The organism is Jutongia sp. SJQ-6, from assembly GCF_054161275.1.
In genome coordinates, this window is record NZ_CP195314.1 from 171,413 (window position 1) to 196,965 (window position 25,553).

Sequence of the window (25,553 nt, forward strand, 5' to 3'; positions counted from 1 at the left end):
GTAGCATAGAGGAGTCTAGCACTGATTATAGGAAGAACATCAATCACAGGAAAGAAGATAGTCGTTGAAAAACGGAGAATTTCTCTTAGTAAAAAACACTCCTGCAACCTTCAACTGATAGACAATTTAGATAGGGATAGTGGAAATACGTTCTTGTTGAGTGGTCGAGCTATAGAAAAAGATTATAAGGTTATAGCACTTGAATTGTATTGAACTATGATATTAAAAGAAAGGAAAATATGATAATTAAATTCCTAATTATCATGCAAAATAATTATGGCAGAAAAAAAAATAAAGGTGTGTTTTGTTGGTTCATCAGGAGGTCACCTTACACATTTGTATATGTTAAAACCTTTTTGGAAAAACAAGGACAGGTTTTGGGTTACTTTTGATAAGGAAGACGCTAGATCACTTTTAGCAGAAGAAAAGTTCTATCCTCTTTATTTTCCTTCAAATCGCTCGATTAAGGCGCTTGTTATTAATACATGGAGAGCATTAAAAATACTTCTCAAAGAGAGACCAGATTTAATTATTAGCTCTGGAGCAGCAGGTGCAGTTCCTTTTTTTTGGCTTGGGAAGCTTTTTGCAACAAAAAATATTTATATAGAAGTGTTTGATAGAATAGATGCTCCTACAATTGCTGGGAAGTTGTGTTATCCAGTAGCGGATAAATTTATTGTTGAATGGGAAGAAATGAAAAAAGTTTATCCCAAGGCTATAAATTTTGGTAGTATTTTTTAAGGTGGAGAAAATATGATATTTGTTACAGTAGGCACACATGAGCAACAGTTTAACAGATTAATTGAATACATGGATAAGTGGGCGATAGAGAATGACGAGGAAGTTATTATCCAGACAGGATATAGTACATATGAACCCAAAAATTGCAAATGGCAAAAATTGTTTTCCTTTCAAGAAATGTGTAAGTATGTAGATGACGCAAGAATAGTAATTACACACGGTGGTCCTTCGAGTTTTATAGCACCGCTTCAAATAGGGAAGACACCAATAGTTGTTCCGAGAAGATATAAATTCAATGAACACGTGAATGATCATCAAGTAAATTTTTGTAGAGAAGTAGAAAATAGAATGGGAACTATAATAGTTGTCGAAGAGATTGAAAAGTTGGGAGAAATACTGAAGAAATACGATGAAATAATTTCAGGGTTAGGAAATGCGATAAAGAGTAATAATACACTTTTTTGTAAAAAACTGGATGCGATTGTTGATGAAATGTTTGGCGAGGAAAATAAGTGATCTGCTCTATACTAATGAGAGATTATAAAAATGGACTAAGCTGATAGCAATGTTATTGTATAGTTGCCAAGGTACATTCATCTTTGTAGGTTAGAGTTGATTAAGATACGGAGAGCATGATGGAAAAAATATTAGTGTTAATGGCCACATATAATGGAGAAAAGTTTCTTCAGGAGCAATTAGATAGCTTATATGGGCAAGAAGATGTAGAAGTAGATATTTTGGTGAGAGATGACGGATCCACTGATTCTACACAGAAAATATTAGAGAACAACTCGCAGAACCATAGGTTAAAATGGTATCAAGGAAAGCATAAAAACGTTCAAAAAGGCTTTTTTGAATTAATGAAAATAGGTGCTAAAAAAACATATAATTTTTTTGCTTTTTGTGATCAAGACGACGTGTGGGATAAGGATAAACTCAAAATAGCTGTGAATAGCATAAAGGGATTGCAAGGTCCAGCTTTATATTATTCAGGGCAGCGATTGGTTGATGAAAACCTGAAATTTATTGAAAATCATGAGCTAAATAGTAATAGAACACTAAAAACAAGATTTGTTTTATCAGATTTCGCAGGATGTACTGGTGTGTTTAATAAGGCTCTAATTGATGAAATTATAAAATTTGAACCTAAATATATGCTTATGCATGATACATGGGTTTTAAGAGTATGCATTGCTTTAGGTGGAACGGTGGTGGTTGACCCAAAACCTAGAATGAATTACAGACAACATTCGAGGAACACATTGGGGTTAGGACATAGTTTCAAAGCTACCGTTAAGCAAGTTAGACAATATATATATGATTATCATGTTGAAGAAGTAACAAAGGAACTAGTTCGTGGGTATGAAGATCAAATTGTTCCGGAATATAAAGAAGTATGCCGGTGGATATGTAAGTACCGCGAAAATGCGAAATATAAAAAAAATTTATTAGACAGTAATAATGTTGATTTTTGTACAAGAGGGTTAAACATTACATATTGGCTAAAAGTAAAAATGGATAGGTTGTAGAAAATATGGAATTCAGTGTATTAGTGCCGGTTTACAATGTTGAAAAATATTTGACTAAATGTCTAGTTAGCCTTGAAGAACAAACTTTTAAGGATTTTGAAGTAATATTAGTTGACGATGGCTCAAATGATAATAGTGGAAAAATATGTGACAAGTTTTGTGAAGATAATAAAAACATGAAGGTTATTCATAAGAAAAATGAAGGCTTGATATCAGCTAGGCGAACTGCATTAGAACAGTCATCTGGGGATTATTGTGTGTTTTGCGATTCAGATGATTTCCTTGAAAAAAATGCATTGGAGGAATTACACAATGTTATTTCAGGTAAAAATCCAGACCTAATAATATATAATGCATATTTATATCAAAACGAAAAAAAAGAAACATTTTTTAAGGATGTTTTTGAAGAGGGTATAATAAAAGATAAACAAGAAATATATGTGAAATTACTCACAGAGTATGCTATTAATTCTTTATGTATTAAAGCTGTCAAAAGAGACGTTGTTGATATTTATAAAGATTATTCCATGTATTATGGGTATAACTATGGCGAGGATTTGTTGCAGACAATACCACTTATTATTTCTTCCTCCAATATATATTATCATAACAAGGAACTGTACGATTATCGTGTTTGCAGTGGCATGATGAGAAAATATAATGACAAATATTTTTGGTCTTATAAATTAGTAAACGAATCGATAGCGCAACAAATGGCGAGTTTGAACATACCTCATTTAGAAGAGATGCTTGCATATCATTTGATGGTTGCAGCTTATGGAGCAACGACACAAATTCAATATAGTGATGATGTGGATTTTGCTGATTTACATGAAATAAAAAATGATAAATTGTTTATTAAGTACTTTGATATTTTGGTACGCTCAGATTTATGGCATAAATTAAGCATAAAAGAGCGAACTATATTGAGGTTGCTTGATAATGGTAGGTTTCATTTTATATATTTTATTTTGAAAATAAAAACCATACTGGCAGGTAAGAAGAATGAGTAGTAAAATAAAAATTAATAAATATGATATCCAATTGTTACTTTTATGGTTTGCTTTATTTCCAATTGATATACCAGGAAAAATAGTGTATTTTATACAAGCGATCTTTGCAATAATTATTTTTATAAATGCATTTGGTGAAATTAGAAAAGTACCTATGTTTCCGCTTGTTTGTTTGTTCCCATTAGCAATAATTGTATCGTGTGTTACTAATAGAAATACGATATTGCTAACACAAACACTTAGAGGTTTTATTTATGCACTTTTGATTATAGATTTATATATTTTTATACATAAATATATTCGTGTTAGAGGCGACAAAGAATTGCTGCATAATTTGTATGCTTTTTCAAAAGTTTATTTTATACTTAGTTCAGCTTGGATTTTGGTGTTATGTATAACCATGCGAATGACAGAAAATTTAGATCAGGTGTATTTAGTTTTAGGAGGAAAGTTTAATACAGCCTATTTGATGCTTATTTTTTTGATATTGTTTTATTCAAGTTGGAATGGAAATAAAATTCTGAGCCGGAATTGGAAAAGTGGTATTTTTTTTGTACTAGCATTGTTTAGTATAATAATATGTCAAATCATTCATGTATCTACGGGGATAGTGGCTATTTCTGTTTTTTACATATTAGTTGTAATGCCAAAAGAATTCCTAAAATCGATAAATAATCCAATTTTGCTAGTTGTAATTATAGTTACCAGTATGATAACAGTTTTTTTTATTTCCTTTATTTTAAAGCAGCCATTTATCCAAAACTTAATTGTAAATATTTTACATGAAGACTTAAGTTTAACTGGAAGAATTGAGTTATATAAATTGCTATCTCCTTTGCTGTTAAAGAGTGGTGCATGGGGTGGAGGATTTGGTAGTTATGTTGCTGCTCAATTAGGATATCATGGCTGGTATAATGCCCAAAATGGGTTAGCAGAAGTAATATTAACATATGGATACTGTGGTACAATTGGTTTTTTACTTCTATGTTATGTTAGTTCATTAAAAAGTAAAGGTTATTATAAGGCGCTAAATGCAGGCATTTTTACATTTATACTTATAGCAATTGTTGAAGTACCTTTTGATGCGAGATTTATTTTTCTGCTAGCTTTATTTATGTTGCTTGAAAAAAAAGAAGTATAAAATAAATAATAAGAATGTTGAATATGATTAACTGAATTAGAATGAGTTGATCCTGGTGCGAAACGCTGCCACTAGAAAATTGTTTGGAGGATATTTTATGAATTATCTATTACAAGCGTATGCTTGTTCTCCGTATAAAGGTGGAGAATATGCAGTATCATGGGGGTGGGTTAGACATTTAGATGAAAGATTAAATGACGGAGATATTTTATATGTAGCCTCATTGACATTAAGAAAGGAAGATGTTGTTAATTATAATTTAAAACATGTAGTTCTTCTAGAGATCAAAGGAATAAAAAAGTATGGCTTCTTGAACTATAATTCACTATTTTACAGAATATGGCAATGCAAAGCATACAAAGAGATAAGGAAGAAAAATGTAAAAATAGATGTTATACACATATATTCTTTGTCAGATTATAGGCAAATGGGTGTATGGTATAAACACAAAAAATCGTTTAAAATATTTGGTCCAGTTGGCGGTGGTCAAGTAACTCCCAAATCATTAAAGGAATATGATACAAAACAGGGATGGATAAGAGAGATGATTAATTTTTATATTAATCATAACCCTTTTTATATAAATCGTTTAAATAGATTTGACAAAGTTTATGTTTGCAACTATGAAACGAAAAGGAACATTCCAAAATCAGTTATCCTACCAGATGTGCCCTTAAACGATAGATTTTCCAATTTGAACATTAAAGAGAAAAAAATGAAGCAAAATGATACAATAAGATTATTATTTGTTGGACGATTGATCAATAAAAAAGGTGTTTTACTTTTATTGGATGTTATTGAGCAAATGGATAAAGATATCAATTTTTCTGTTGACATTTTCGGAGATGGTGAGCAAAAAAACATAATTGAAAAAAGTATATACGAAAAAAAACTTGAAAATATTGTGAACATGAGAGGAAGTGTGCCATATGACGAAATAGAAGATGCCTATATAAATTCAGATGTTTTTATACTTCCGTCATTAAGAGAAAGTGGTGGAAGTGTATTAGTTGAAGCTATGGCGCATAAATTACCAATTGTTGCGTTAGATATGGCATTTGCAAGAATATTAAATGAAAAACAATGCGGCCTTTTTATTGATGTAAATCAAAGTGAAGATAAAATTATTAAAGATATGGCTGATTCGATTGAAAAATTGATTCATGAACCAGAATTACGAAAAAAATATGGAGAAAATGGATATGCTTATGTCAATAAAGAGTTAAATTGGAAATATATGATAAATGAAGTTTATGGTCAGTGGGTAAAATGATTTTATTACAAAGGAGATTATTATAATGAAAAAAATTGGCATAATGACGATGCATCGTATAATAAATTATGGTTCCTATTTACAGGCATATGCACTAAAAAAAATAATTGAAAATATCACAGATGCAAAAGTTGAATTTATTGATTATAAATTTGGTGAAGTATTAGTGGATTTTGTAGGTAAAAAGAGTTTTTTTGATAAAATTCATGAAAATAGAACAATTACCAGTTATTTAAAAAAGAAGTCCTTTATAAGAAACAATCAAAAATCTTATGAATTATATTTACAAGATTTGGGGGTTTTTGAGAGAAATTATAATCATGACATTGATTTATTAGTAATTGGAAGTGACGAAGTTTTTAATTGTATGCAGGGGTATCCCGTTGGATATTCGAAAAACTTATTTGGCGAATCTTACGAGGATATTAAAACTATTTCATATGCTGGTTCGTTTGGGCATACAACAGTAGAAGATTTGAAAAAATATATGATATTTGATGAGATAAAAACGATGTTTTATAAGTTCGCATTTATTTCCGTTAGAGATAATAATTCAAAAAATGTTTTAAGTGAAATGGGATTTGAAGTATATAAACATTTAGATCCTGTGTTGGTGTATGATTTCTGCAGAGACGTAAAAAATCCAACAATTGATATAAAAGATTATATTATTGTATATGCGTATACCGGAAGATTGAGTGTGGCAGAAAAAAAAAGTATTAAATTATTTGCGAAGAGACATAAAAAGAAAATAGTAAGTATTGGTTATTATTCTGATATTGCAGATTATAATATTGTGTGCAATCCATTAGAAGTATTTGGATATTTCAAAAATGCAGATTATATAATAACCGATACTTTTCATGGTACTATATTTTCAATTAAAATGAATTCAAAGTTTTGTACAATAATCAGAGATTCAAATAAGAATAAAATAAATGATTTATTGAGAACACTTGAACAACAGGATCGAATTGCATATTGTATTGAGGATATTGAAAGACTATATAATATAGAAGTCGATTTTGAACAAACGAACACAATAATACAAGAAAGGAAGCAACAAACAATTGCTTATTTGAAATTGGCAATTAACAGTTGAGAAAAAATATGGAACGAGAAATTAAAGTTAGTGTGATTATTCCTGTGTATAATGTTGAAACTTATATTTCAAAATGTATTTCATCAGTAATTGAGCAGAGCTATAAAAATATTGAGATTATATTGATAGATGATGGTTCCAAAGATTCTTCTGGAAAAATATTGGATGAATATGAAAAAGGAGACGATCGAATTACAGTAATACATCAAAAAAATAAGGGCGTTTCTGCTGCAAGAAATAGGGGATTGGAGTTGGCATCAGGAGACTATGTTGTTTTTGTTGATGGGGATGATTGGGTTGATTCTAACTATGTTTCATATTTTGTTGAACTGCTTCAAAATCATGAATGCGAAATTGGCATGAATGTAAACAATTATACTGCTATAAGTAATAAATCGAGTGATAATACATATAAAATAAGTTCTGAAAAAGCAATGGAATGGTTGTATTTGGATAAAATATTTGTTGCAGTATGGAATAAAATATATGATATGCAATTTTTAAAAAGAAATAAAATTAAATTTGAAGAAAAAATTTGGTTTGGTGAAGGGATGCTGTTCAATATTGATTGTTTACAGTTTGCTGACGATGTCGCGATTGGAGAAAAATGTGTGTATCATCAAATATCCAATCCTAGAAGTGCAATGAGAAATTTTAATTTGAAAAGTATTTATTGTGGGATTGATTCTTTATACATACAAAGATCTCATTGGAAAAAAAGTAATAAAAAAATAATAAATGCATGGGCATTTCATAGATATGCGTTTAATTGGACGATTATGGGCGGACTCTCTCGCTCAAATCAAGAATATGAGTACATAGAAGAGTATAAGAAATGTGCAAAGTCACTGAGAAAAAATTTTTTTCAAGCCATAAAAGTGAAGATTCCAATAAAAAGTAAGTTGATGTATATCTGCATTGCAATCTGTCCGAATTTAATGGCAAAGAGAGAAAAAAGAAAAGTCAGATATTAAAGAAAAAAGTTGCGGTTCATAAAAAGGAAGGGGAAAAATGGAATCTAGGACGCAAAATACAAAAAGAAATATTATTGCTTCATATGTATTAATGTTATTGCAGGTTGTTTTCTCTTTTGTTTCAAAATCTGCTATTATATATTCATTGGGAAGTGAATATTTAGGAATTTCCAGTTTGTTCAATTCGGTTTTAACTGTATTAAATGTTGCAGAATTAGGTTTTACGACTTCTGTGGTGTTTTTTATGTATAAACCTATTGCTGATAATGATAATGATAGAGTTTGTGCACTTTTGGCATACTTAAGACAAGTATATCGATATGTTGGTATATCTATTTTATCTTTAGGAATTTTTACAGGCATATTTTTACCGTATTGGGTACATGGGGGTGTTCCTAAGGACATAAATGTTTATGTTGTATATATATTGTATTTAATAAATACAGCTATAAGTTATTTTTTAGCGGCACATAAAACAGCTTTGCTTACTGCGGTTCAGCGCCTTGATTTAACTAAATTAGCAGGGTGTGTTGTTACTGTTGTTCAGTATATTTTCCAATTAATATCTTTGATATGCTTTCATAATTATTATATGTTTGTGGGTGCAATGATTTTGGGAACTGCGTTAACGAATGTATTTGCAGCATATATAAGTAAAAGGAAGTTTCCACAATTTGTATGTAAGGGAACTATTAGTAATAATGATAAGAAAGAAATTTTAAATAAGGTTAAAGGTTTATTAATATGTAATATTAGTATTGTAACTTATTCGACTTTAGATAATATAGTGATTTCTTCCTTTATTGGATTAACAGCGGTTGCTATATATAGCAATTATATGACTATATATAAGGCTGTAAATCAACTTGTTGTAATGATTCGTTCTGCAATGCAAGCAAGTGTTGGAAATAGTGTGGCAAAAGAAACTCTTAGTAAAAACTTGTATGATGTATATCAATGGCAGTTTATGTTTTCAATTATAGCTACTTGGTGTGCAGCTTGTATGATATGTTTGTATCAACCATTTATGAAAATGTGGATGGGAGAAGCGTTATTATTACCATTAAAAGATGTTATATTAATAGTGATTTGGTTTTCCATTGATATTGTCCAACAGGCGCATTTTCTATATATAACTGGTTCGGGATTGTGGAACGAATTAAAATACTCTTATATATTTAACACATGTTTTAATTTACTATTAAATTTTTTGCTTGGTAAATTGATTGGTATAACAGGTGTTTTAATTGCTAGTCTTGTGACTTGCATTATTTCTGGAACATTTTGGCAATGTATTATTATTTTTAAGTGTTATTTTAAATCCTCTGCTAAAAGATATATCTTAACGCAGTTAAAGTATTTATTGTTTTCTGCTATCATTGTGACAATAGCTTATTTAATTACTTCGTTAATTGTGTTGCAAGGAATTATTGATATTATTGTCAAGTTTGTTGTGTGCTCAATATTAGCAATAATACTTATAATAATTTTATATCGTAATGAAAAATATTTTGATACAACAATTGAGTTAATTAAAAGACTTATAAAAAAAGAGGATAAGATTGCTAAAAAGAAATTTTAGACAACAAAGAAATAAAGGTTACAACAAATAAACCATTTATGTCTTAAGTTTCAAATTTATTGGGAGAAAAAGATGAACTACATGGTGCTGGAATATAGAAACGATAGAAATAAATATTTTGATGTTTCTATTGATGACTTTTACGATGCAGAAAGGTGGATTATAAAAATGAAATTAAGTATAATTATTCCTGTATATAATGCGGAAAAATATATTTGTGCATTATTAGCACCTATATTATCTACAGATTATGATTTAGAAGTCATTTGTGTTGACGATGGTTCTACTGACAATAGTGTTTCTGTTATAAAAGAGTACAAAGATGGCAGAGTTAAAGTCTTTTCAAAAAGGAATGAGGGGGCCTATAAAGCATGGCAATATGGTTTAAGACAATCAAGGGGTGATTATATTGTTATTTTGGATTCAGACGATTATATAGATGATGATTATGTAGATATCATCATGGATTTTATTAATACTATTCATGCTGATATATTGTTTACGTCTTATTTCATAGAAAAAGAAAATGGTGAAAAAACAGTGTGTGAAATTGGATTGGATGATGGATTATATGAGGATGAGAAATTAAATCTTATAAAATGTAAATTACTTGGAGCGAGAGTCCCATATTCAAAAGCAACAAAAGTTGTAAGAAGAGAGTTATATATAAGAATGTTGAATTCGACTTATAAAGGTAAGTTAAAGGATTATGAGGACTGGCTCACTATGGTTAATATTTTTTCAATGGCAAAAAGTGTGTTTGTTGATAATAGAGCTTACTATCATTATGTTCAACATTCTAATTCGGTAAGTAAATCAACTGTATCGTACAATGATAATTACAATTCATTTTTAAAAGTGCTTAATTTTATGGAAAATGAATTAAGATCCAAAATTGGAATAGATAATTATAATTCATTTTGCTTTCGAGGGTTATATTTTTTATTAGGAAGAAGTGTGGCTATAAGTGAATATGATTTAGTATATAAAATAATCAATAATAATTTGTTTCATGATAACATTTTGTCCTCAGATTTAAGTAAAAAAGAGAAGATCATATATTTTTTTAAGTGTATTTGGTTAGTAAAACTATATAAATTTTTAAAAAAGAAAATTAATATATCTGAATAATTCAAAGAATTAGAAATATCTATAATTTTAAAGTAGGTAAAGGAGGAATGTGTCTTTAGGGTTCACTGCGGATCATTGACCTGTTGGTAACCAATTCATGTATATCAGATTGGTCAATGCCGGGAACGATAATCCGGGGCTCTTTCTGGTGGGGCCTTCACACGACTAAATTAAATTTTGTGGTGATTTCTGTCAAGTTGTACTTGACAAGAGGCCATTACATATCGGCTTTTGGTGGTTACATCTGTCATGAGAATGGTCGTGGAATTTACAATTTTTATATCTAATGCTATCACTACATTTAATTTTGTATATATAGATAGTAACGAAAATCAAATCAGTTTACAGACATACATCTATAGGATACAAATATTCGACTGGCAGGATATCTATAGCAAGCTTCATCAAACATATATTATATGATATGTATAAAATAAGCACATGAATATGTGGAAAATGTCAATAGTAATTCCCGGTCAAAACTGTTACACATACCACATATGAAACAATAAACATAGCGTATTCTAGAGAAGAGGAGATTACTATATGGCAATGAAGATGAAGAAATATGAGGAACTGGAACTGCGGGACGATTTTATGTTTAGTCGGATCATGAGCGATCCTAAATTTGTGAAACCGCTTTTGGAGACGATCTTAGGTGTGAAGATACGAAAGATCGTATATCCACAAACACAGAAAACCATTGATCTGTCCCTACAGGCGAAAGGGATTCGGCAGGATGTATATGTTGAGGATGATCAGAACACGGTATTCAATCTGGAAATGCAGACATCCGATGGCGCAAACCTGCCGAAGAGGATGCGCTATTACCAGGGGATGATAGACCTTAATATATTGGATAAAGGCCAAGATTATACGACATTAAAGAAAAGTTACGTAATCTTCATCTGCACATTTGATCCATTCGGAGAAGGCTGGCATGTTTACATATTTTGTAATACATGTCAGGAAAATACAGCATTGACATTAGACGACGACGCAGTTAAGATAATCTTAAGTACAAAGGGAACAATGGACGATGTGTGTCCCGAAATGCAACGGATTTTAGATTATATTGACGGAAAAGGTGCGTCGGACAAATTCACAGAGGAGCTGGAGGAAGCAGTGTGTGATAGATGCATTGAAACTGTAATGTATAAAAACCAATATTGTGCTAAAAAGCGTAAAACATGCCAATATATTGTCTTGTTTTACGTTTTTTTTGTGCGTAAAATAACGCTTGTATTTATGAAATTAGAGCATAGCGATTTGTATCGGCGCACACAGGATACAAATAGTTATGCTGGATTGTAAAAGAGTATTGTGAAGCATATAACATGTTTGCAGTGAATGGCATTTTGTTTAATCATGAATCGGAGCGTCGTGGTGAAAATTTTGTAACCCGCAAGATTACGTTAGCAGCAGGACGTATCGCTGAGGGATTACAGGATCATTTGGAACTGGGCAACATGGATTCCCTGAGAACCGGGAGAAAGCAGTCATGGTAGAGCAGGACATTGCGTGTGAATTGGAGCGAAAGATGAAATGAATTATGTCAATGCTGCATTGACATTAGACGATAACGTAGTTAAGATAATCTTATTTTAGCTTATATTAATGGAAAAGGTGCGTGGGACTATGAAAGAGCAACACATCCATAAGTCGGGTCGGCCGCTCAAGAAACCAAATTATAATGCGGCTGCCATTTTACAGGACACGGTGGAGCAGGCTGTTAGATATTATACGATTTCCGGCGATAAGAGGGCAGGAGATGCAAAGCATCGATCTTTAGCTGAGATCGGACGCTTAATGGAGATGAATCCTATTAAAGTGCGCAAGCTATTGATCACGGCAGGGGTATATGAGAGTGACATCGCAGATCATGTAAATGCCGTGTTTGCGAAGCATCGTGCCAAGCTATCGTACAAAGAAGCATTAAAACAGACCTGCATGGAAACAGGTCTGTCTAGAGCTTCTGTAAATTCTTATCTCCCTTATGAAAAAGGGATTTATATGCCGGAGGATTGTTCACCGGATGAAATTAGTGTTGGAGCAGAGCGGATAAGACGGTTTCGCAGGAAAAATGCTACTCCGTAAATTTACGTTCCACATGCCATAGCGTTACGCCACAGATAATTCCGGCGATGACGATGGAAATAAAGTCTGCGACGGATTGTGCATAGATCACACCGTTTAACTGGAATAATTTATTCAGGATAAAGAGCATTGGGATGAAGGCAAGTCCCTGACGGCATACCGTAAGCAAAAGAGACTGCAGTGCTTTTCCCATTCCCTGCAAGGTATTGATACATAAGAACAAAATACCGATAACAGGACCGGAAAGCTGTAGTGCGATCATCATTTTGATGCCGGAAGTGACAACTTCCTGATCGTTGATAAATGCATGAATGATCGGCTCGCGGGCGATCACCATTAGGAGCGTGAGTACAGTACCCATAATGACGGCGCACAGCCCAGTGAAAAAGAATATTTTTTTCAGGCGTTTTACATTTCTGGCACCGTAGTTATAACCGATGAGAGGCTGAATACCAGCGCAGAGTCCGATCTGCAGCAAGATAACGATCATGTTTGCTTTCATGGCGATGCCCATGGCGGCTACAGGTGTGTCTCCATAGCTGATCAATACGTTATTTAATAGGATGTTAGCGCAGCTCATCAAAATATTATTGAGAGATGCCGGGATCCCAATGGAAAAGACGCTGGATGCAATACGGTTTTTCCATTGAAAGTCGCTTGGCTTTATGGAAAGGGCAGTGCCTTTTTTGTGCAACAGATAGTGAAGATAGAAAATACAAGCTGCTACATTGCCAAGTACAGTAGCGACAGCTGCTCCGGATACACCCCAGCCAAGCCATAAGATCATAATGGGATCCAAAATAATATTGGTGATGGTACCGATCAGATTTCCGATCATGGATTCTTTGGCTGCTCCTTCACCGCGGACAATATTACCGTAAGCAGTGCCAAACATGACAAAAGGGGCACCGATCGCAACGAAAGTAAGATATTGTCTTGCATAGTCAATGGTGGCCGGACTGGCACCGATCATTTTGAGAATACCATCCATAAAGAGGATGAATATTAGTGTCATCAGTATCCCGACGCCCAGAGAACCATAGCAGCAAAAGGCAGAAATGTGTCTCGCACGCTGCTCATTTTTTTCACCAAGTGCACGTGAGATTGCGGAACTTCCGCCGATCCCGAAGAGATTGCCGAGTGCCATAAACACCATAAATACAGGTGTTGCAAGAGAGACTGCAGCCACCTGCATGGCATCACCGGTCTGACCGATAAAAAAGGTATCAGCCATATTATAAATAACAACTACCAGCATTGTGACGATCGTTGGAATAGCCATAAGTGCCACCGCCTTTGGGACGGATGCTTTTTCAAATAAATCTCGGTTTGAATTCATAGCAATATTTACCTCCTGTGTTTGTGTATAATTCATCGTTATCAAAATGATTTTCTGATCGTATTTGAATGTCTTTCATCATGATCAAAATGATTTCGACGTACCTCATGTTGTACCATGTAAAATGCAACTTTTATATTTTACGCCACTTTTCGCCAAAATGCAAGTCGATACACTACTCCACATCACATATTTCTTAATTGCTCAAACTTTGCACATCAAAAATTCTCATATTGTCACATATTGCTTATTATGTCAGTAAAATAATAGCTATTTTACAGCCAACAAGGTAAATTATCCTGCCATCAAAAAAACTAAAGCAATTGCTATAGTTTATTGATGGCAGGACTCACTATATAGCGGCTGCAAAATATAATTAGCCCATCGACATAATAAGCAATATGTGACTGGATGGCAGCTTCGGATGTGTGAAGTTTGAATTAATTACGCAAAAACTGCCGCCCTTGGAATTTTGATTCCAAGGGCGGCAGCTTTTAAGTTTTGCTGTTCCTTTTTGTCGGTAACGCTTATTTGTTGTTATTGCTATCCGTTTCGGGTGCTTTTTGAAACGGAAAATTCTGAAATTCTAGAAAATATTTTGGCTCTACATTTAATATATCAGCAATATCAAAGATGAGATCCAATGATATTTTACGATTTACATTTGGTGCTTCGATAGCACCAATATGTTGTCTGCTGACATTTAACTTCTCAGCCAATTCTTCCTGTGTCATTTTCTGATATTTACGACAATAAGCAATGCGAAAACCGATTTCGCGATAGCGTTCCCAGTGATTTGTATCTTTCTTCATAATGTATCCCCTTTTCTATATGATAATTCTGGCACTCGGAGACAAGTTGTGTGGTAATGCATATCCGCACAATGTTAAAAGTGCTCCATTACATCGTATGTCCTATATCATTAGTTTAACCGAAAATAATAAATTTAACATAATTTGAAAAGTAATATGAGTTATTTTGCAAATAACAAATTAAATGTATTACGTATGAAATGTTTGTCTTAAGGAAAATATTCATGGGCAACTTGCCATTTATTAGGTGGAATGGTAATATTTATGATTGTTAGATAGCGTTTCACATAATGTTAGAACACACGACATCTTATATTTTAGATGGCTATGAGATTTTATGTGGACGATAAATGGATTCAAACGTTCCGGTTCTTTATAGTTGTATGGTTATAGATTACTTATTCTAAAAGGGATTTTTGGTATGGAAGGTTTGAGTTGTCGAGGAAATGACAAAGGGTATGGTTAGAATATGTTAATAGATTGTATGATGGCAGACATTGCGGAAGTCTTGTCGTATTTGCCGACAGCGATATTAGTCGGAGCAGCATATGCATTGGTGGCAGGAATTGTCTTCCGCTTTATGAGAAAACGGGCAGCGAGTAGCGGTGATACGCCCGGTAAGGTGCCATTTGGCGAAAATAGTGTTTTTAAGCTGACTATAAGCACATTGTTAGTGATTTATGTTGTCGTGGTATTGATGACGGTGTTTTTTTCAAGAGAACTTGGCTCCAGAGATGGCATAGATATGCGCATTCTGGGAACATGGGGAACGACGATGCAGGATCATGCGTGGGTGCTTGAAAATGTTTTGCTCTTTATTCCGTTTGGCCTGTTACTTTCTTTTTGGTTTCCAACTGGAAAAAAGGGTATTGTTGTTCTTATTGGCATGGTGTGCAGCATCGCGATTGAAGTGACACAGCTTATTACGGGGTATGGATTTTGTCAGTTGGATGATGTTATAATGAATACAGCAGGAACTTTTGTGGGATATCTGCTGTATCATGGTATTGTAAATATATGTCGAAGGACGATGGCGAGAAGGCTATGCTGTTTATTGCTGGTGATTGTGTGGATGACGACGATCTTTCATTTTTCGGCACAGCCGGCAGATGAATCCGGGCAGATGAGCCTGCGGTTTGGAATGTCGATCTGTCGGATGGTTGTACCGCATTTTGAGGATAAAACGGTAGAGCAGCAAGAGACGATGGCAAGAAGGATTGAGTTTCCGGTACGTAAAGCGGCACATATGACGGAGTATGCGATTTTGGCGTTGTTATTGTTAGGTACGATCACGAAGGATCGGATCACGCGAAAACAGCTGTTGGCGGTGATATGTTTGGTAGCAGCTTATGCAGCAACGGATGAATATCATCAGTTATTCGTGCCGGGACGGAGTGGTCAGGTGCGGGATGTGGTCATTGATACGGTTGGAGGAACACTTGGCCTTGGTGCTTGGCTGGCAGTACGCCGCCTTTTGACACCTTGATCCTTAATAGAAAATTGCCCGTAATGTTTAATAGGAAATTGCTCATAATGTTGTGTTACACCACCAAGAATTGCTTTAGCAATTCTTGCAAAGCAAAGCGCTGGCTTTGCTTTTGTACGGAATAGGAAATTGCTCGTAATGTTGTGTTACACCACCAAGAATTGCTTTAGCAATTCTTGCAAAGCAAAGCGCTGGCTTTGCTTTTGTACGGAACATCTTTGAGTGTTAGGAGATGATTAACAATGGATTTTATGATTGGTACGGTCGATTCGAAACGGTTGCGCAAAGATTTGCTGCAGCATTTTCGGACAGCACCGAATTGGAGAACGCCGGAGGGACGGCGTAAGCTGGAAGCAATACAGTATGCTAATGAGCAGCAGCTTGTGGCACTTGCTAAGCAGGAAGGCTTTGAGATGAGACCCTATATTCGTTAGGGCAGAAGAGCATAGAGCAGATGTGTGATTTGCGAAGACAGAAGAGCATAGAGCAGAGGTGCAATTTGCGAAAGCAGAAAGGCGGATTATAAATATGAAACAGTATGATTATTTAGTAGTAGGAGCAGGACTTTTTGGAGCAGTATTTGCCAGACAGGCGGCGGATGCGGGCAAGAAAGTGCTTGTGATCGATAAAAGGGATCACATTGCGGGAAATGTTTATACAGAACAGGTGGAGGGAATCCATGTACATCGTTATGGAGCCCATATTTTTCACACGAATAATAAAACAGTGTGGGATTATATTACACGGTTTGCAGAGTTTAACCGTTTTACGAACAGCCCTGTTGCCAATTACAAGGGGGAATTATATAGCCTGCCTTTTAACATGTACACGTTCAATAAGATCTGGGGTGTTGTGACGCCGGAGGAGGCAGCAGCTAAGATTGAAGAGCAGCGGCAGGAAGCAGGCATTACAGAACCACACAATTTAGAGGAACAGGCGATCAGTCTGGTCGGTAAAGATATTTATAAAAAATTGATCAAAGGATATACGCAGAAGCAATGGGGACGTCCATGTACGGAATTGCCGGCATTTATTATCAAGCGTTTGCCGGTGAGATTAACGTTTGATAATAATTATTTTAATGCGTTATATCAGGGCATTCCAGTTGGTGGATATACGCAGATGGTTGCTAATTTGTTAGACGGGATAGCAGTGCAGCTTGGCGTGGATTATTTGGCAGACAAGGAAAAGCTTGCTGCAACTGCAGAACGTGTCGTATACACAGGAGCAATCGACGCTTACTTTAATTACACGCTTGGTACATTGCAATATCGTTCTGTACGTTTTGAGACAGAGACATTAGATATACCGAATTTCCAAGGCAATGCTGCAGTAAATTATACGGATGCCGAGACACCTTGGACAAGAATTATTGAGCACAAATGGTTTGAGTTTGGTAAAGATGCAGAGGGAAATGATCTGCCGAAAACGGTGATCTCCAGAGAGTATAGTTCTGAGTGGAAGCCGGGAGATGAACCATATTATCCGGTAAATGATGAGAAAAATGGTGCATTGTATGAGAAGTATAAGGAGTTAGCAGCCGGGGAGACCAATGTGATCTTTGGCGGAAGACTGGGCGAGTATAAGTATTATGATATGGATGCGGTTATCGCCTCAGCGCTCGCATTGAGTGAACGTGAGCTTGCATAAGAAAGCATAGCTTTATTGAGTGAAGTGCACTTGTATAAGAAAGCATAGCCCCGGTGGGTGAATGAGAAACGATATAAGAAACAGCCTTGTTGAGAATGAATGGGAAGGAGAGTAGATCTTATGGAGTGGATTTATCCGATTTTGGGTAAGCAAAAGTGTCTGCCTTTCTATTTGTCGGGCATTGGTATTGCAGAACCGGAGTATCATGTGATACGAGAAGAAGGTTTGGTATCCCATCAGCTTCATTATACGCAGAGTGGCCGTGGCAATCTTGTTGTTGGCGGCACGACGTATCCGTTAGAGCCGGGAAGTATGTTTTATATGGCACCGGGGATCCCACATGAGTATTATCCGCTTGTTGAGGATGAGTGGACGACCTGTTGGCTGGTGTTTCGTGGGGAACATTTGCTGGAATTAATGAAAGGCATGGGTTTTGATGGTTTTGCCTATGATAAAAACGTTGTCAATGAAAAGATTACCGGAATTTTTCATCAGATGCTTAAGGCGGCAAAAGATCCACTGTATGGTGATGAGCGATGCTCTATGTTAGTGTATGAATATATTATGAATGTCCGACAGGCGTTTTTGGCAAATAAGAAGTATGGCGGTCAGAGTGCCAAGAGCATGTTGCAGCGTGCTCTAATGTTTATTCATAAAAATTATGCAAGAGATATTACATTAGAAGAACTGGCAGAAATGAGCGGCGTGACGAAACAGCATTTTTGTCGGGTTTTTAAGGAACAGATGCGGATGCGTCCGATGGAGTATCTGGCAAGACAACGAGTTTCGGCTGCAATAAGTATGTTGTTAGCAACCGATAAAAGCATCGCACAGATCGGGGCGGAGGTTGGATATGAGAATCCGACGTATTTCGGCATGGTATTTAAGAAGTATGAAGGCATAACGCCGACCGATTGCAGAAAAAGACATGGTACAAGCTTGACGTGGTAGAGGCTTGCAGAGCAAAACGCTGGTTTTGCTCTTTCTTTAGTGATAGGAAAATGCTGTTGTGTAGTGTGACATCAACAAGAATTGCTTTAGCAATTCTTGCAGAGCAAAACGCTGGTTTTGCTCTTTTTTTAGTGGTAGGAAAATGCATCAAAATGTTCATATCACTGGGATTTAACAATTATTTTAGATTGCCGGATCTTTGCGACTTTACTTATAATACAAGCAGCAACATAATTTTTGCGTAGGTAAAAAGGAGGAGAATATGGTGAGAAAATTACTGAAACGTGCGGGAGTATGTTTACTCAGCCTTTCCATGGTTTTGACGGGGAATGTCGGGATCAGCGGGGCAAGTACATCTTCCCGGAAAGGGGCAGCAGTGGAAACAAAAACGGGAAGCATTGTGATTGATGGCAATGATATCAAAGCAGACAATGTGAATGGACTTACGTATAAGGGATTTGGTATGCTTAGTGCCAATTCTACAAGTGATCTGTTGATGGATTACAAATCACAGAATCCGGAGGCATATGCAAAATTAATGCAGTATTTATTCGGAGGCGAGTATCCGATTTTTACACATGTGAAATTGGAAATGGGTAATGACCGCAACAACTCGACCGGATCAGAGAGTGCAACCAAGAGAACAAAGGGCGAGAAAGCTAATGTGCTTCGTAATCCTGGCTGGCAGCTGGCAGCAGATGCTAAGAAGATCAATCCGAATTTGAAGGTCAGTATTCTGACTTGGCGTACACCTTCTTGGGTGAAAACAGATGAAGATAAGTATATCTGGTATAAACAGAGTATTTTGGATGCTTATGAGAAATATGGCTATATGGTAGACTATATTAATCCAAATACGAACGAAGAATGGGGTGGTGCAGGCGATGTTGCTTACACTAAGAAATTTGCCAAGTGGATCGCGGCGGAAAGCACTAAGACGATCGCGGATGAGAAAGCACTTGCTTTATTCAAAAAGATTAAGCTTGTTGTATCCGACGAGGCAAATGTTGTCAGCAGCGATGTTGCCAACAAGTTAAAGGATGACAAAGAGTTTATGAACGCAGTGGATGTTGTCGGATACCATTATAAGACAGCGGATGATGAAAATAATGCGATGAAGTGGCTGGCAGAGGAAGTGGACAAGGAAGTATGGAACAGCGAGGAGCAGGCAACGTTCTCAAATTCAGCGTTCCGTCCATCCACGACAGATAAAGCGCCGACGGTAGAGGGTACTGGTATCGGTGGCTCCGGCAGTGCATTGGAAATGGGCAATACCGTGATCAAGAGCTTTGTCGAGTCACGCCGTGGTCATGTGATCTATCAGCCTGCGATCGGTTCTTATTATGAGGGTGCACAGTATTCCTTTAAGGAGTTAGTAAGCGCCAGAGATCCGTGGTCAGGATGGATGCATTATGATGCCGGATTGTTGATTTTGGCACATATCAGCAAGTTTGCAGTAACCGGCTGGGAAAATGAAACAAATACTGCCGGCATTTGGCGTGGTGTTGCATCGGCCAGCAAGGCATCTGCTGTACAAGGAACAACCAGCAATGCAGTTGACGGTCGTGGCGGTGGAGAAAACTATATGACTCTGGCAGCACCGACGAAAGATAATTTCTCAACGGTGATCGTTAATGACAGTGAGTATCCAATGACATATACACTGCAGACGAAGAATATGAAGTTGAAAGCAGATCAGAAGTTAGAACTTTGGGAGACGAGAGCAGCAGACGAGGGTGCATTTAATGAAAATTATATGAAATGTATTCAGGAATTATCTGCGGACAGCAATGGTGTATATTCCTTTGCGGTAAAACCAAATTCTGCAGTTACGGTTACCTCTTTAGATGTTTCAGACAGCAAAGAGCATACAGAGGCAATGCCGGTAGAGGGTGAGCGTACCGTACTTGACACAGATGCAACCGGAGACGTTCAGAACACAGAGGATGGCTATCTGTATGCGGATGATTTTGAGTATACCGGCAAGACCGTTCCTGTTCTTGATGGCAAAGGCGGCTTTACCGGAGAGAAGGAAGATTACATTGCATCACGTGGTGGAGAAAAAGGTGCGATGGCACGCTATACTCATACGTTGAATGGTGCTTTTGAGGTCTATAAGAGTGGATCCGGCAATCATGTGCTTCGCCAGCAGTTGGATAAGAAGTCAACAGGTGTCGGAAGTGCTTGGAATAGCGGAGATCCTGTCACGTTAGTGGGAGACTACCGCTGGACGAACTATACGGCAGCTATTGATGTATTATTTGAGCGTGCAGCAGATAAGCAGTATGCGCAGATTGGTATCAGACAGACCGGAAGAACACACAATCTTTCGAACAATGCAGGATATTCTTTGAAAGTCAATGATGATGGAAGCTGGATACTGTATCGTGCGAAAATGGGTTCTACATCTTCTAAGGGTACAGAGCTTGCGTCCGGTTCGGTAGATGCAAGTCAGGTAACACCGGGGACTTGGTTCCAGCCCAAACTCCGTGGCGAGGGTAATGTGATCAAAGCATATATCAACGATACTTTAGTCGCAACATATGAGGACAGCAATCCGATCACTTCAGGACGTGTTGCGATCGGCTGCGGTAATTCCTATACAAGATTTGACAATCTGGCAGTAACGAAGATCAAAGGATATGCGCCATATTACAGAGAATATATTGACAATATGGAAACCTATGATCTGACACCACAGAAAAATGCAAAATTGGTATATAACAACAAGTGGTCTCGTACTTGTGCAAATCAGGGAATGTTTGTATATCAGAGAAGTGTTTCCAATAGTACGGGCACAGGCGCATCCATTACGTATACCTTTAACGGAACCGGTTTGGAAGTGTTAGGATACAATAAATCCACAGGAGGAACCGTGAATGTGACGGTAGATGGACAGTCCTACAAGAAAGGTGACGCATTGTGGAACGCAGATAATATGTGTACTGCATATCAGGTGAGTGGACTGGAAGATGGTGAACATACTGTAACGATCGAGGTTGCAAGCGGCAGTCTTGCCGTGGATGCAATTGCAGTGATCGGCTCCATTTACAATAGTGATGAGATTAATGTGACTCCAAAGAAAGGTACAGAAACTGGTCTGCCGGAAGAAGAACTTCCAAAAGATCTGACAGAGGATGTGGTACCGGATATCAGCACTCCGTCACCAAGTCCTGCAGCCCCGACAACGACACCAACAACGAAGCCGCAGCCAATCAAAACACCGTCTGTCCGTAAAGGATATTCTTTCAAGGTAAAGGGAGCATCTTATGTTGTGACAGATGCATCCAAGAAGACGGTCAGCTACCGCAAGGCAGCCAATAAAAAGATCAAATCTGCGGCAATACCGGCGACGGTAAAAGTAAAAGCGAATGGTGTCGCATATTCCTTCCGTGTTACGGATATTTCTGCAAAGGCATTTGCCGGATGTAGCAAATTAAAGAAAGTAACCATTGGCAAGAATGTTGTGTCTATCGGAAAGGAAGCATTTTCCAAGGCTAAGGCACTCAAAAAGATAACGATCAAGACAACCACATTGAAAAAAGTGGGCAAAAATGCGATCAAGGGCATTTACAAAAAAGCGAAGATATCCTGTGGCAAGAAAAAGCTGAAAGCATACAAGAAGCTGTTTAATGCCAAGACCGGATATAAGAAATCGATGAAACTGACCAAATAATTTATGCAGTAAATTGCCCAAAGAAAACGGGAGCTGTGTCGTCCATGTTTGACGAACAGCCCTGTTTTTTGGTATAATCATTCAAATAGACAGATTTGACGAAATACACGAAAGAGGGAAAGGAGCAGATCCTATGTTAGAATCAGTATGGGAACGGCTGCGGGCGTTTGGCTGTAAGCAGACGGAGCATATTTTGTACTGGATCAGCATATGGTGTGTTCTTGGTGTGGGGCTTGTATATATTGCAGCATTTTATATTGCGCATGTAACCGGTAACGACCGGTTATTGCAATGCAAAATGAAGCTGTATTTTGGAATCCCCTGCCCGGGCTGTGGTGGAACAAGAGCAATATGGTCTCTGTTACATGGAAGAGTACTGCAGGCAGTATATTACAATGCATTTGCGGTATATGGTGCAGTATGGTATCTATTGTTTTTTATCAGTCAGACTGTGCAGCGTGTGGCGGCTCGTTTTGACAGGCAGATCAATGGAATGAAATTCCGGGATGCAGCATTATATATCGCCATCGTGGTGCTGATCGTGCAATATTTGTTAAAGCTGTTTGTTCCGGGCTATCGAATATAGCTTTGAAATGCAATGTAGAGACAGGGTGCTTAGGCTTATGGACTTCTATTAGCAGGGCGTTATGTCATACAATGTAGAGGTAGTACATATACAAAGTTGAGGAGGATTACAATGGATAACAATCAAAACGAAAATCAGAGTTTTCAAAATGGCAATGCAGGAAATGACTCACAGGGGTGGACGAACGCCAATAATGGCAGTTATCAGAATGGCGGCTATCAGAATGGTGGCTATCAGAATGGCGGCTATCAAAATAACAGCTACCAGAACAATGGATATAATGGCCAGCCACAGTATAATTATCAGGGAAATAATTCGCCGGGAAGAGGATATTCCATTGCGTGTCTGATATTAGGTATTTGTGGTATCGTATTTTGCTTTTGCTATGGCATTGTTGGAGTTATCTGCAGTATTGTTGCATTAGTGCTTCATGGTAAGGCAGTAGAGTTAGATGGATTTGAGAGCAGCTACGCTAAGGCTGGTAAGATCTGTGCGATCATCGGAATTGTGATCGGTGTTATTTATCTTATCCTGACCATTCTTGCTGTTGTATTCAGCATGTCAGTTGGCGGATTATCAACAATACTTCGCGCATAAGGAATCTTTAAGTAAAGAGATTTTGAATTATGTAAGAGAGTACCAAAGACAATTGTTGGACGGTACTCTCTTTTTGTTTTGATCGGAGAGTAAGATGTGAACAGTTTTTGAATTATGAAATCTGAATAAAAAAGATTGTTCGAAATTTAATGTTTTTATACAATAAATGGGTGCAAAATCTCCGCAAAATCGGTGTTTTGCGGAGATTTGTCAAATGTCGGATATAAGCAGGTTTTTGTGCATTTTGTATGTTTTTCACAAAAATTCACAAAAAATTCAAAAAAATACTTGTAAATTTGTTCATGTTGTTATATAATCATCTTACGAAAACGATTTAGTAAAACGATTTCGTAAACGTAGCTTGAAAATGTTCATAAAATTATGAACAGCATATTGATATTTCTACTGCAGTTCATTGCAGTAAAAATATAGAAGCAAACAATTTCTTATTAGAGGAGGTTTTTTTATGAGAAAGAAACTTTTAAGCGTGCTGTTATGTACAGCAATGGCAGCAACCATGCTGACTGGTTGCGGCGGCAGTGACACTAAGAAGGATTCATCAAAAGAAGCTAAAAAAGTTACAGTTTCTGACGGTGGAAAAGTTCTTAACATCCGTGTATGGAACGAGGAGTTCAAGAGCCGTATGACAGATCACTATCCAGGATATGAGAAGGTTAGTGATACAGAAGGTAAGATTGGCGACGTTACAGTTAAGTGGACAATCACACCATCTGATGATAATGCATATCAGAACGCATTGGATGAAGCTCTTAAGAAGCAGGATTCCGCAGCAGCTGATGACAAGATCGATCTTTTCCTTGTTGAGGCAGATTACGCATTGAAGTATGTAGATACAGACTACACACTGGATGTTGTAAATGATCTTGGCGTATCCAAAGATGCACTTGCTAACCAGTACAAGTACACACAGGATATCGTAACAAATTCTAAAGGAGCGTTAAAGGGTGCTTCCTGGCAGGCTTGCCCGGCAGGTATGATCTACAGACGCGACATTGCTAAGAAAGTATTCAAGACAGATGATCCTGAGAAGATTCAGGAGCTGTTCAAAGATTGGGATTCTTTCAAAGCAGCATCTAAGAAGTTAAAAGACGCTGGATACCTTACAACAGCATCTGTAAACGATACATATCGTGTATTCTCTAACAACGTAACATCTAAGTGGGTAGAGAATAAGAAGATCAACGTAGATGAGAACATCAAGACATGGGTAGATATGTCTAAGGAAATGGTAGACAACGGCGAGACTACAACACATGAGTTGTGGGGATCTGACTGGAGCGAAGGCTTCATGAAGAGCGGTAACGTATTCGCTTACTTTGGACCAGCTTGGTTCATCGACTTCTCCATGGGTTACAAAAATGGTGTAGCACTTGATGGTTCTGTAGTTAAAGATGGTGGCTGGGCACTTACAACTGGTCCTCAGAGTTTCTACTGGGGCGGTACTTGGATCTGTGGTGCTAATGGCACAGACAACAAGAGCCTTGTAAAAGACATCATCGAGAAGATGACAACAGACGAGAGCGTATTGAAAGACATTGTTAGCAAAGACAATGACTACGCTAACAACAGCAAGTTGATGGATTCCTTAAAGGATGACAAGAGCTTCGGTGATAAGGCACTCGGTGGACAGAATCCAATTCCGATCTTCTCCGCAGGTGTTGGCAGCATCGACATGAGCAATATATCTTCATATGATCAGACATGTGCTGAGGAGTTCCAGGCAGCAATGAAGGATTACTTCGATGGCAATACAAAGGATTATGATACTGCATTGCAGACATTCATCGATAAAGTTAAGACAAAACATCCTGAGATCGAGGGATAATTGTTACAAACATTGTTAAGTAAACTG

The 25,553-nt window shown here is 36.7% G+C and carries 22 protein-coding genes and 1 pseudogene; 21 read left to right on the forward strand and 2 right to left on the reverse strand.

Annotation, left to right across the window (positions count from 1 at the left end):
• Positions 1 to 276 precede the first annotated feature (276 nt).
• The 13 genes and pseudogenes from pssD (at position 277) to ACSAJE_RS00845 (ending at position 12,583) form a co-directional block, all read left to right on the forward strand.
• Entirely contained in the window at positions 277 to 741 is a 465-nt protein-coding gene (gene pssD, locus ACSAJE_RS00785) for a PssD/Cps14F family polysaccharide biosynthesis glycosyltransferase (protein WP_458009446.1), read from the forward strand.
• 12 nt (positions 742 to 753) lie between these two features.
• Positions 754 to 1,257 (forward strand): glycosyltransferase, encoded by a 504-nt coding sequence (locus ACSAJE_RS00790; RefSeq protein ID WP_458009447.1) that lies wholly within the window; start codon positions 754 to 756, stop codon positions 1,255 to 1,257.
• A 116-nt stretch (positions 1,258 to 1,373) separates the two neighbouring features.
• Positions 1,374 to 2,270 carry a glycosyltransferase gene (locus ACSAJE_RS00795; RefSeq protein WP_458009448.1) on the forward strand — a complete coding sequence of 299 codons (897 nt, stop codon included), beginning with the start codon at positions 1,374 to 1,376 and terminating at the stop codon, positions 2,268 to 2,270.
• Positions 2,271 to 2,275: 5 nt separating this feature from the next.
• Complete coding sequence (locus ACSAJE_RS00800) at positions 2,276 to 3,283, forward strand: glycosyltransferase family 2 protein (protein WP_458009449.1); 1,008 nt, start codon at positions 2,276 to 2,278, stop codon at positions 3,281 to 3,283.
• Positions 3,276 to 4,424 carry a hypothetical protein gene (locus tag ACSAJE_RS00805; protein ID WP_458009450.1) on the forward strand — a complete coding sequence of 383 codons (1,149 nt, stop codon included), beginning with the start codon at positions 3,276 to 3,278 and terminating at the stop codon, positions 4,422 to 4,424. Before ACSAJE_RS00800 ends, ACSAJE_RS00805 begins: the two co-directional genes overlap by 8 nt.
• A 97-nt stretch (positions 4,425 to 4,521) precedes the next feature.
• The gene (locus ACSAJE_RS00810; RefSeq protein ID WP_458009451.1) at positions 4,522 to 5,697 is read left to right on the forward strand and encodes a glycosyltransferase family 4 protein; all 1,176 of its coding nucleotides are present in this window, start codon (positions 4,522 to 4,524) and stop codon (positions 5,695 to 5,697) included.
• A gap of 25 nt (positions 5,698 to 5,722) precedes the next feature.
• Complete coding sequence (locus ACSAJE_RS00815) at positions 5,723 to 6,799, forward strand: polysaccharide pyruvyl transferase family protein (protein WP_458009452.1); 1,077 nt, start codon at positions 5,723 to 5,725, stop codon at positions 6,797 to 6,799.
• 8 nt (positions 6,800 to 6,807) lie between these two features.
• Entirely contained in the window at positions 6,808 to 7,773 is a 966-nt protein-coding gene (locus tag ACSAJE_RS00820; RefSeq protein WP_458009453.1) for a glycosyltransferase family 2 protein, read from the forward strand.
• Between the two features lie 37 nt (positions 7,774 to 7,810).
• Positions 7,811 to 9,355 carry a lipopolysaccharide biosynthesis protein gene (locus tag ACSAJE_RS00825; RefSeq protein ID WP_458009454.1) on the forward strand — a complete coding sequence of 515 codons (1,545 nt, stop codon included), beginning with the start codon at positions 7,811 to 7,813 and terminating at the stop codon, positions 9,353 to 9,355.
• A gap of 72 nt (positions 9,356 to 9,427) precedes the next feature.
• On the forward strand, positions 9,428 to 10,486 hold the full coding sequence (locus tag ACSAJE_RS00830) for a glycosyltransferase family 2 protein (protein WP_458009455.1): 1,059 nt from the start codon (positions 9,428 to 9,430) through the stop codon (positions 10,484 to 10,486).
• Positions 10,487 to 11,032: 546 nt separating this feature from the next.
• Entirely contained in the window at positions 11,033 to 11,800 is a 768-nt protein-coding gene (locus ACSAJE_RS00835; RefSeq protein WP_458009456.1) for an Rpn family recombination-promoting nuclease/putative transposase, read from the forward strand.
• Positions 11,791 to 11,970 (forward strand): annotated as a pseudogene (locus tag ACSAJE_RS00840) (GDP-mannose 4,6-dehydratase); the annotation flags it as partial. The gene ACSAJE_RS00835 and the pseudogene ACSAJE_RS00840, both read left to right, overlap by 10 nt.
• Before the next feature lie 154 nt (positions 11,971 to 12,124).
• Positions 12,125 to 12,583 carry a hypothetical protein gene (locus tag ACSAJE_RS00845; protein WP_458009457.1) on the forward strand — a complete coding sequence of 153 codons (459 nt, stop codon included), beginning with the start codon at positions 12,125 to 12,127 and terminating at the stop codon, positions 12,581 to 12,583.
• On the opposite strand, the gene ACSAJE_RS00850 is transcribed toward ACSAJE_RS00845, so the two are convergent.
• Positions 12,573 to 13,922 carry an MATE family efflux transporter gene (locus ACSAJE_RS00850; RefSeq protein WP_118691210.1) on the reverse strand — a complete coding sequence of 450 codons (1,350 nt, stop codon included), beginning with the start codon at positions 13,920 to 13,922 and terminating at the stop codon, positions 12,573 to 12,575. The two genes, ACSAJE_RS00845 and ACSAJE_RS00850, sit on opposite strands and share 11 nt — an antisense overlap.
• Before the next feature lie 527 nt (positions 13,923 to 14,449).
• Complete coding sequence (locus ACSAJE_RS00855; protein WP_118691211.1) at positions 14,450 to 14,734, reverse strand: helix-turn-helix domain-containing protein; 285 nt, start codon at positions 14,732 to 14,734, stop codon at positions 14,450 to 14,452.
• Positions 14,735 to 15,203: 469 nt separating this feature from the next.
• Between ACSAJE_RS00855 and ACSAJE_RS00860 the strand changes: the two genes are divergently transcribed.
• From ACSAJE_RS00860 to ACSAJE_RS00895, 8 genes are all read left to right on the forward strand, one after another.
• On the forward strand, positions 15,204 to 16,220 hold the full coding sequence (locus ACSAJE_RS00860) for a VanZ family protein (protein WP_458009458.1): 1,017 nt from the start codon (positions 15,204 to 15,206) through the stop codon (positions 16,218 to 16,220).
• A gap of 242 nt (positions 16,221 to 16,462) precedes the next feature.
• Positions 16,463 to 16,654: a hypothetical protein gene (locus ACSAJE_RS00865; RefSeq protein WP_022024986.1), complete on the forward strand. Its 192-nt coding sequence runs from the start codon at positions 16,463 to 16,465 to the stop codon at positions 16,652 to 16,654.
• Between the two features lie 94 nt (positions 16,655 to 16,748).
• On the forward strand, positions 16,749 to 17,870 hold the full coding sequence (gene glf / locus ACSAJE_RS00870; RefSeq protein ID WP_458009459.1) for a UDP-galactopyranose mutase: 1,122 nt from the start codon (positions 16,749 to 16,751) through the stop codon (positions 17,868 to 17,870).
• Between the two features lie 120 nt (positions 17,871 to 17,990).
• Positions 17,991 to 18,821, forward strand: a complete 831-nt coding sequence (locus tag ACSAJE_RS00875; protein ID WP_458009460.1) for a helix-turn-helix domain-containing protein — start codon at positions 17,991 to 17,993, stop codon at positions 18,819 to 18,821.
• A 262-nt stretch (positions 18,822 to 19,083) separates the two neighbouring features.
• Entirely contained in the window at positions 19,084 to 22,497 is a 3,414-nt protein-coding gene (locus tag ACSAJE_RS00880) for a leucine-rich repeat protein (RefSeq protein ID WP_458009461.1), read from the forward strand.
• 133 nt (positions 22,498 to 22,630) lie between these two features.
• Entirely contained in the window at positions 22,631 to 23,083 is a 453-nt protein-coding gene (locus ACSAJE_RS00885) for a DUF2752 domain-containing protein (RefSeq protein WP_022024896.1), read from the forward strand.
• Between the two features lie 111 nt (positions 23,084 to 23,194).
• On the forward strand, positions 23,195 to 23,680 hold the full coding sequence (locus tag ACSAJE_RS00890) for a hypothetical protein (protein WP_458009462.1): 486 nt from the start codon (positions 23,195 to 23,197) through the stop codon (positions 23,678 to 23,680).
• A 466-nt stretch (positions 23,681 to 24,146) separates the two neighbouring features.
• Positions 24,147 to 25,526: a carbohydrate ABC transporter substrate-binding protein gene (locus tag ACSAJE_RS00895; protein ID WP_458009463.1), complete on the forward strand. Its 1,380-nt coding sequence runs from the start codon at positions 24,147 to 24,149 to the stop codon at positions 25,524 to 25,526.
• Positions 25,527 to 25,553: the final 27 nt, after the last annotated feature.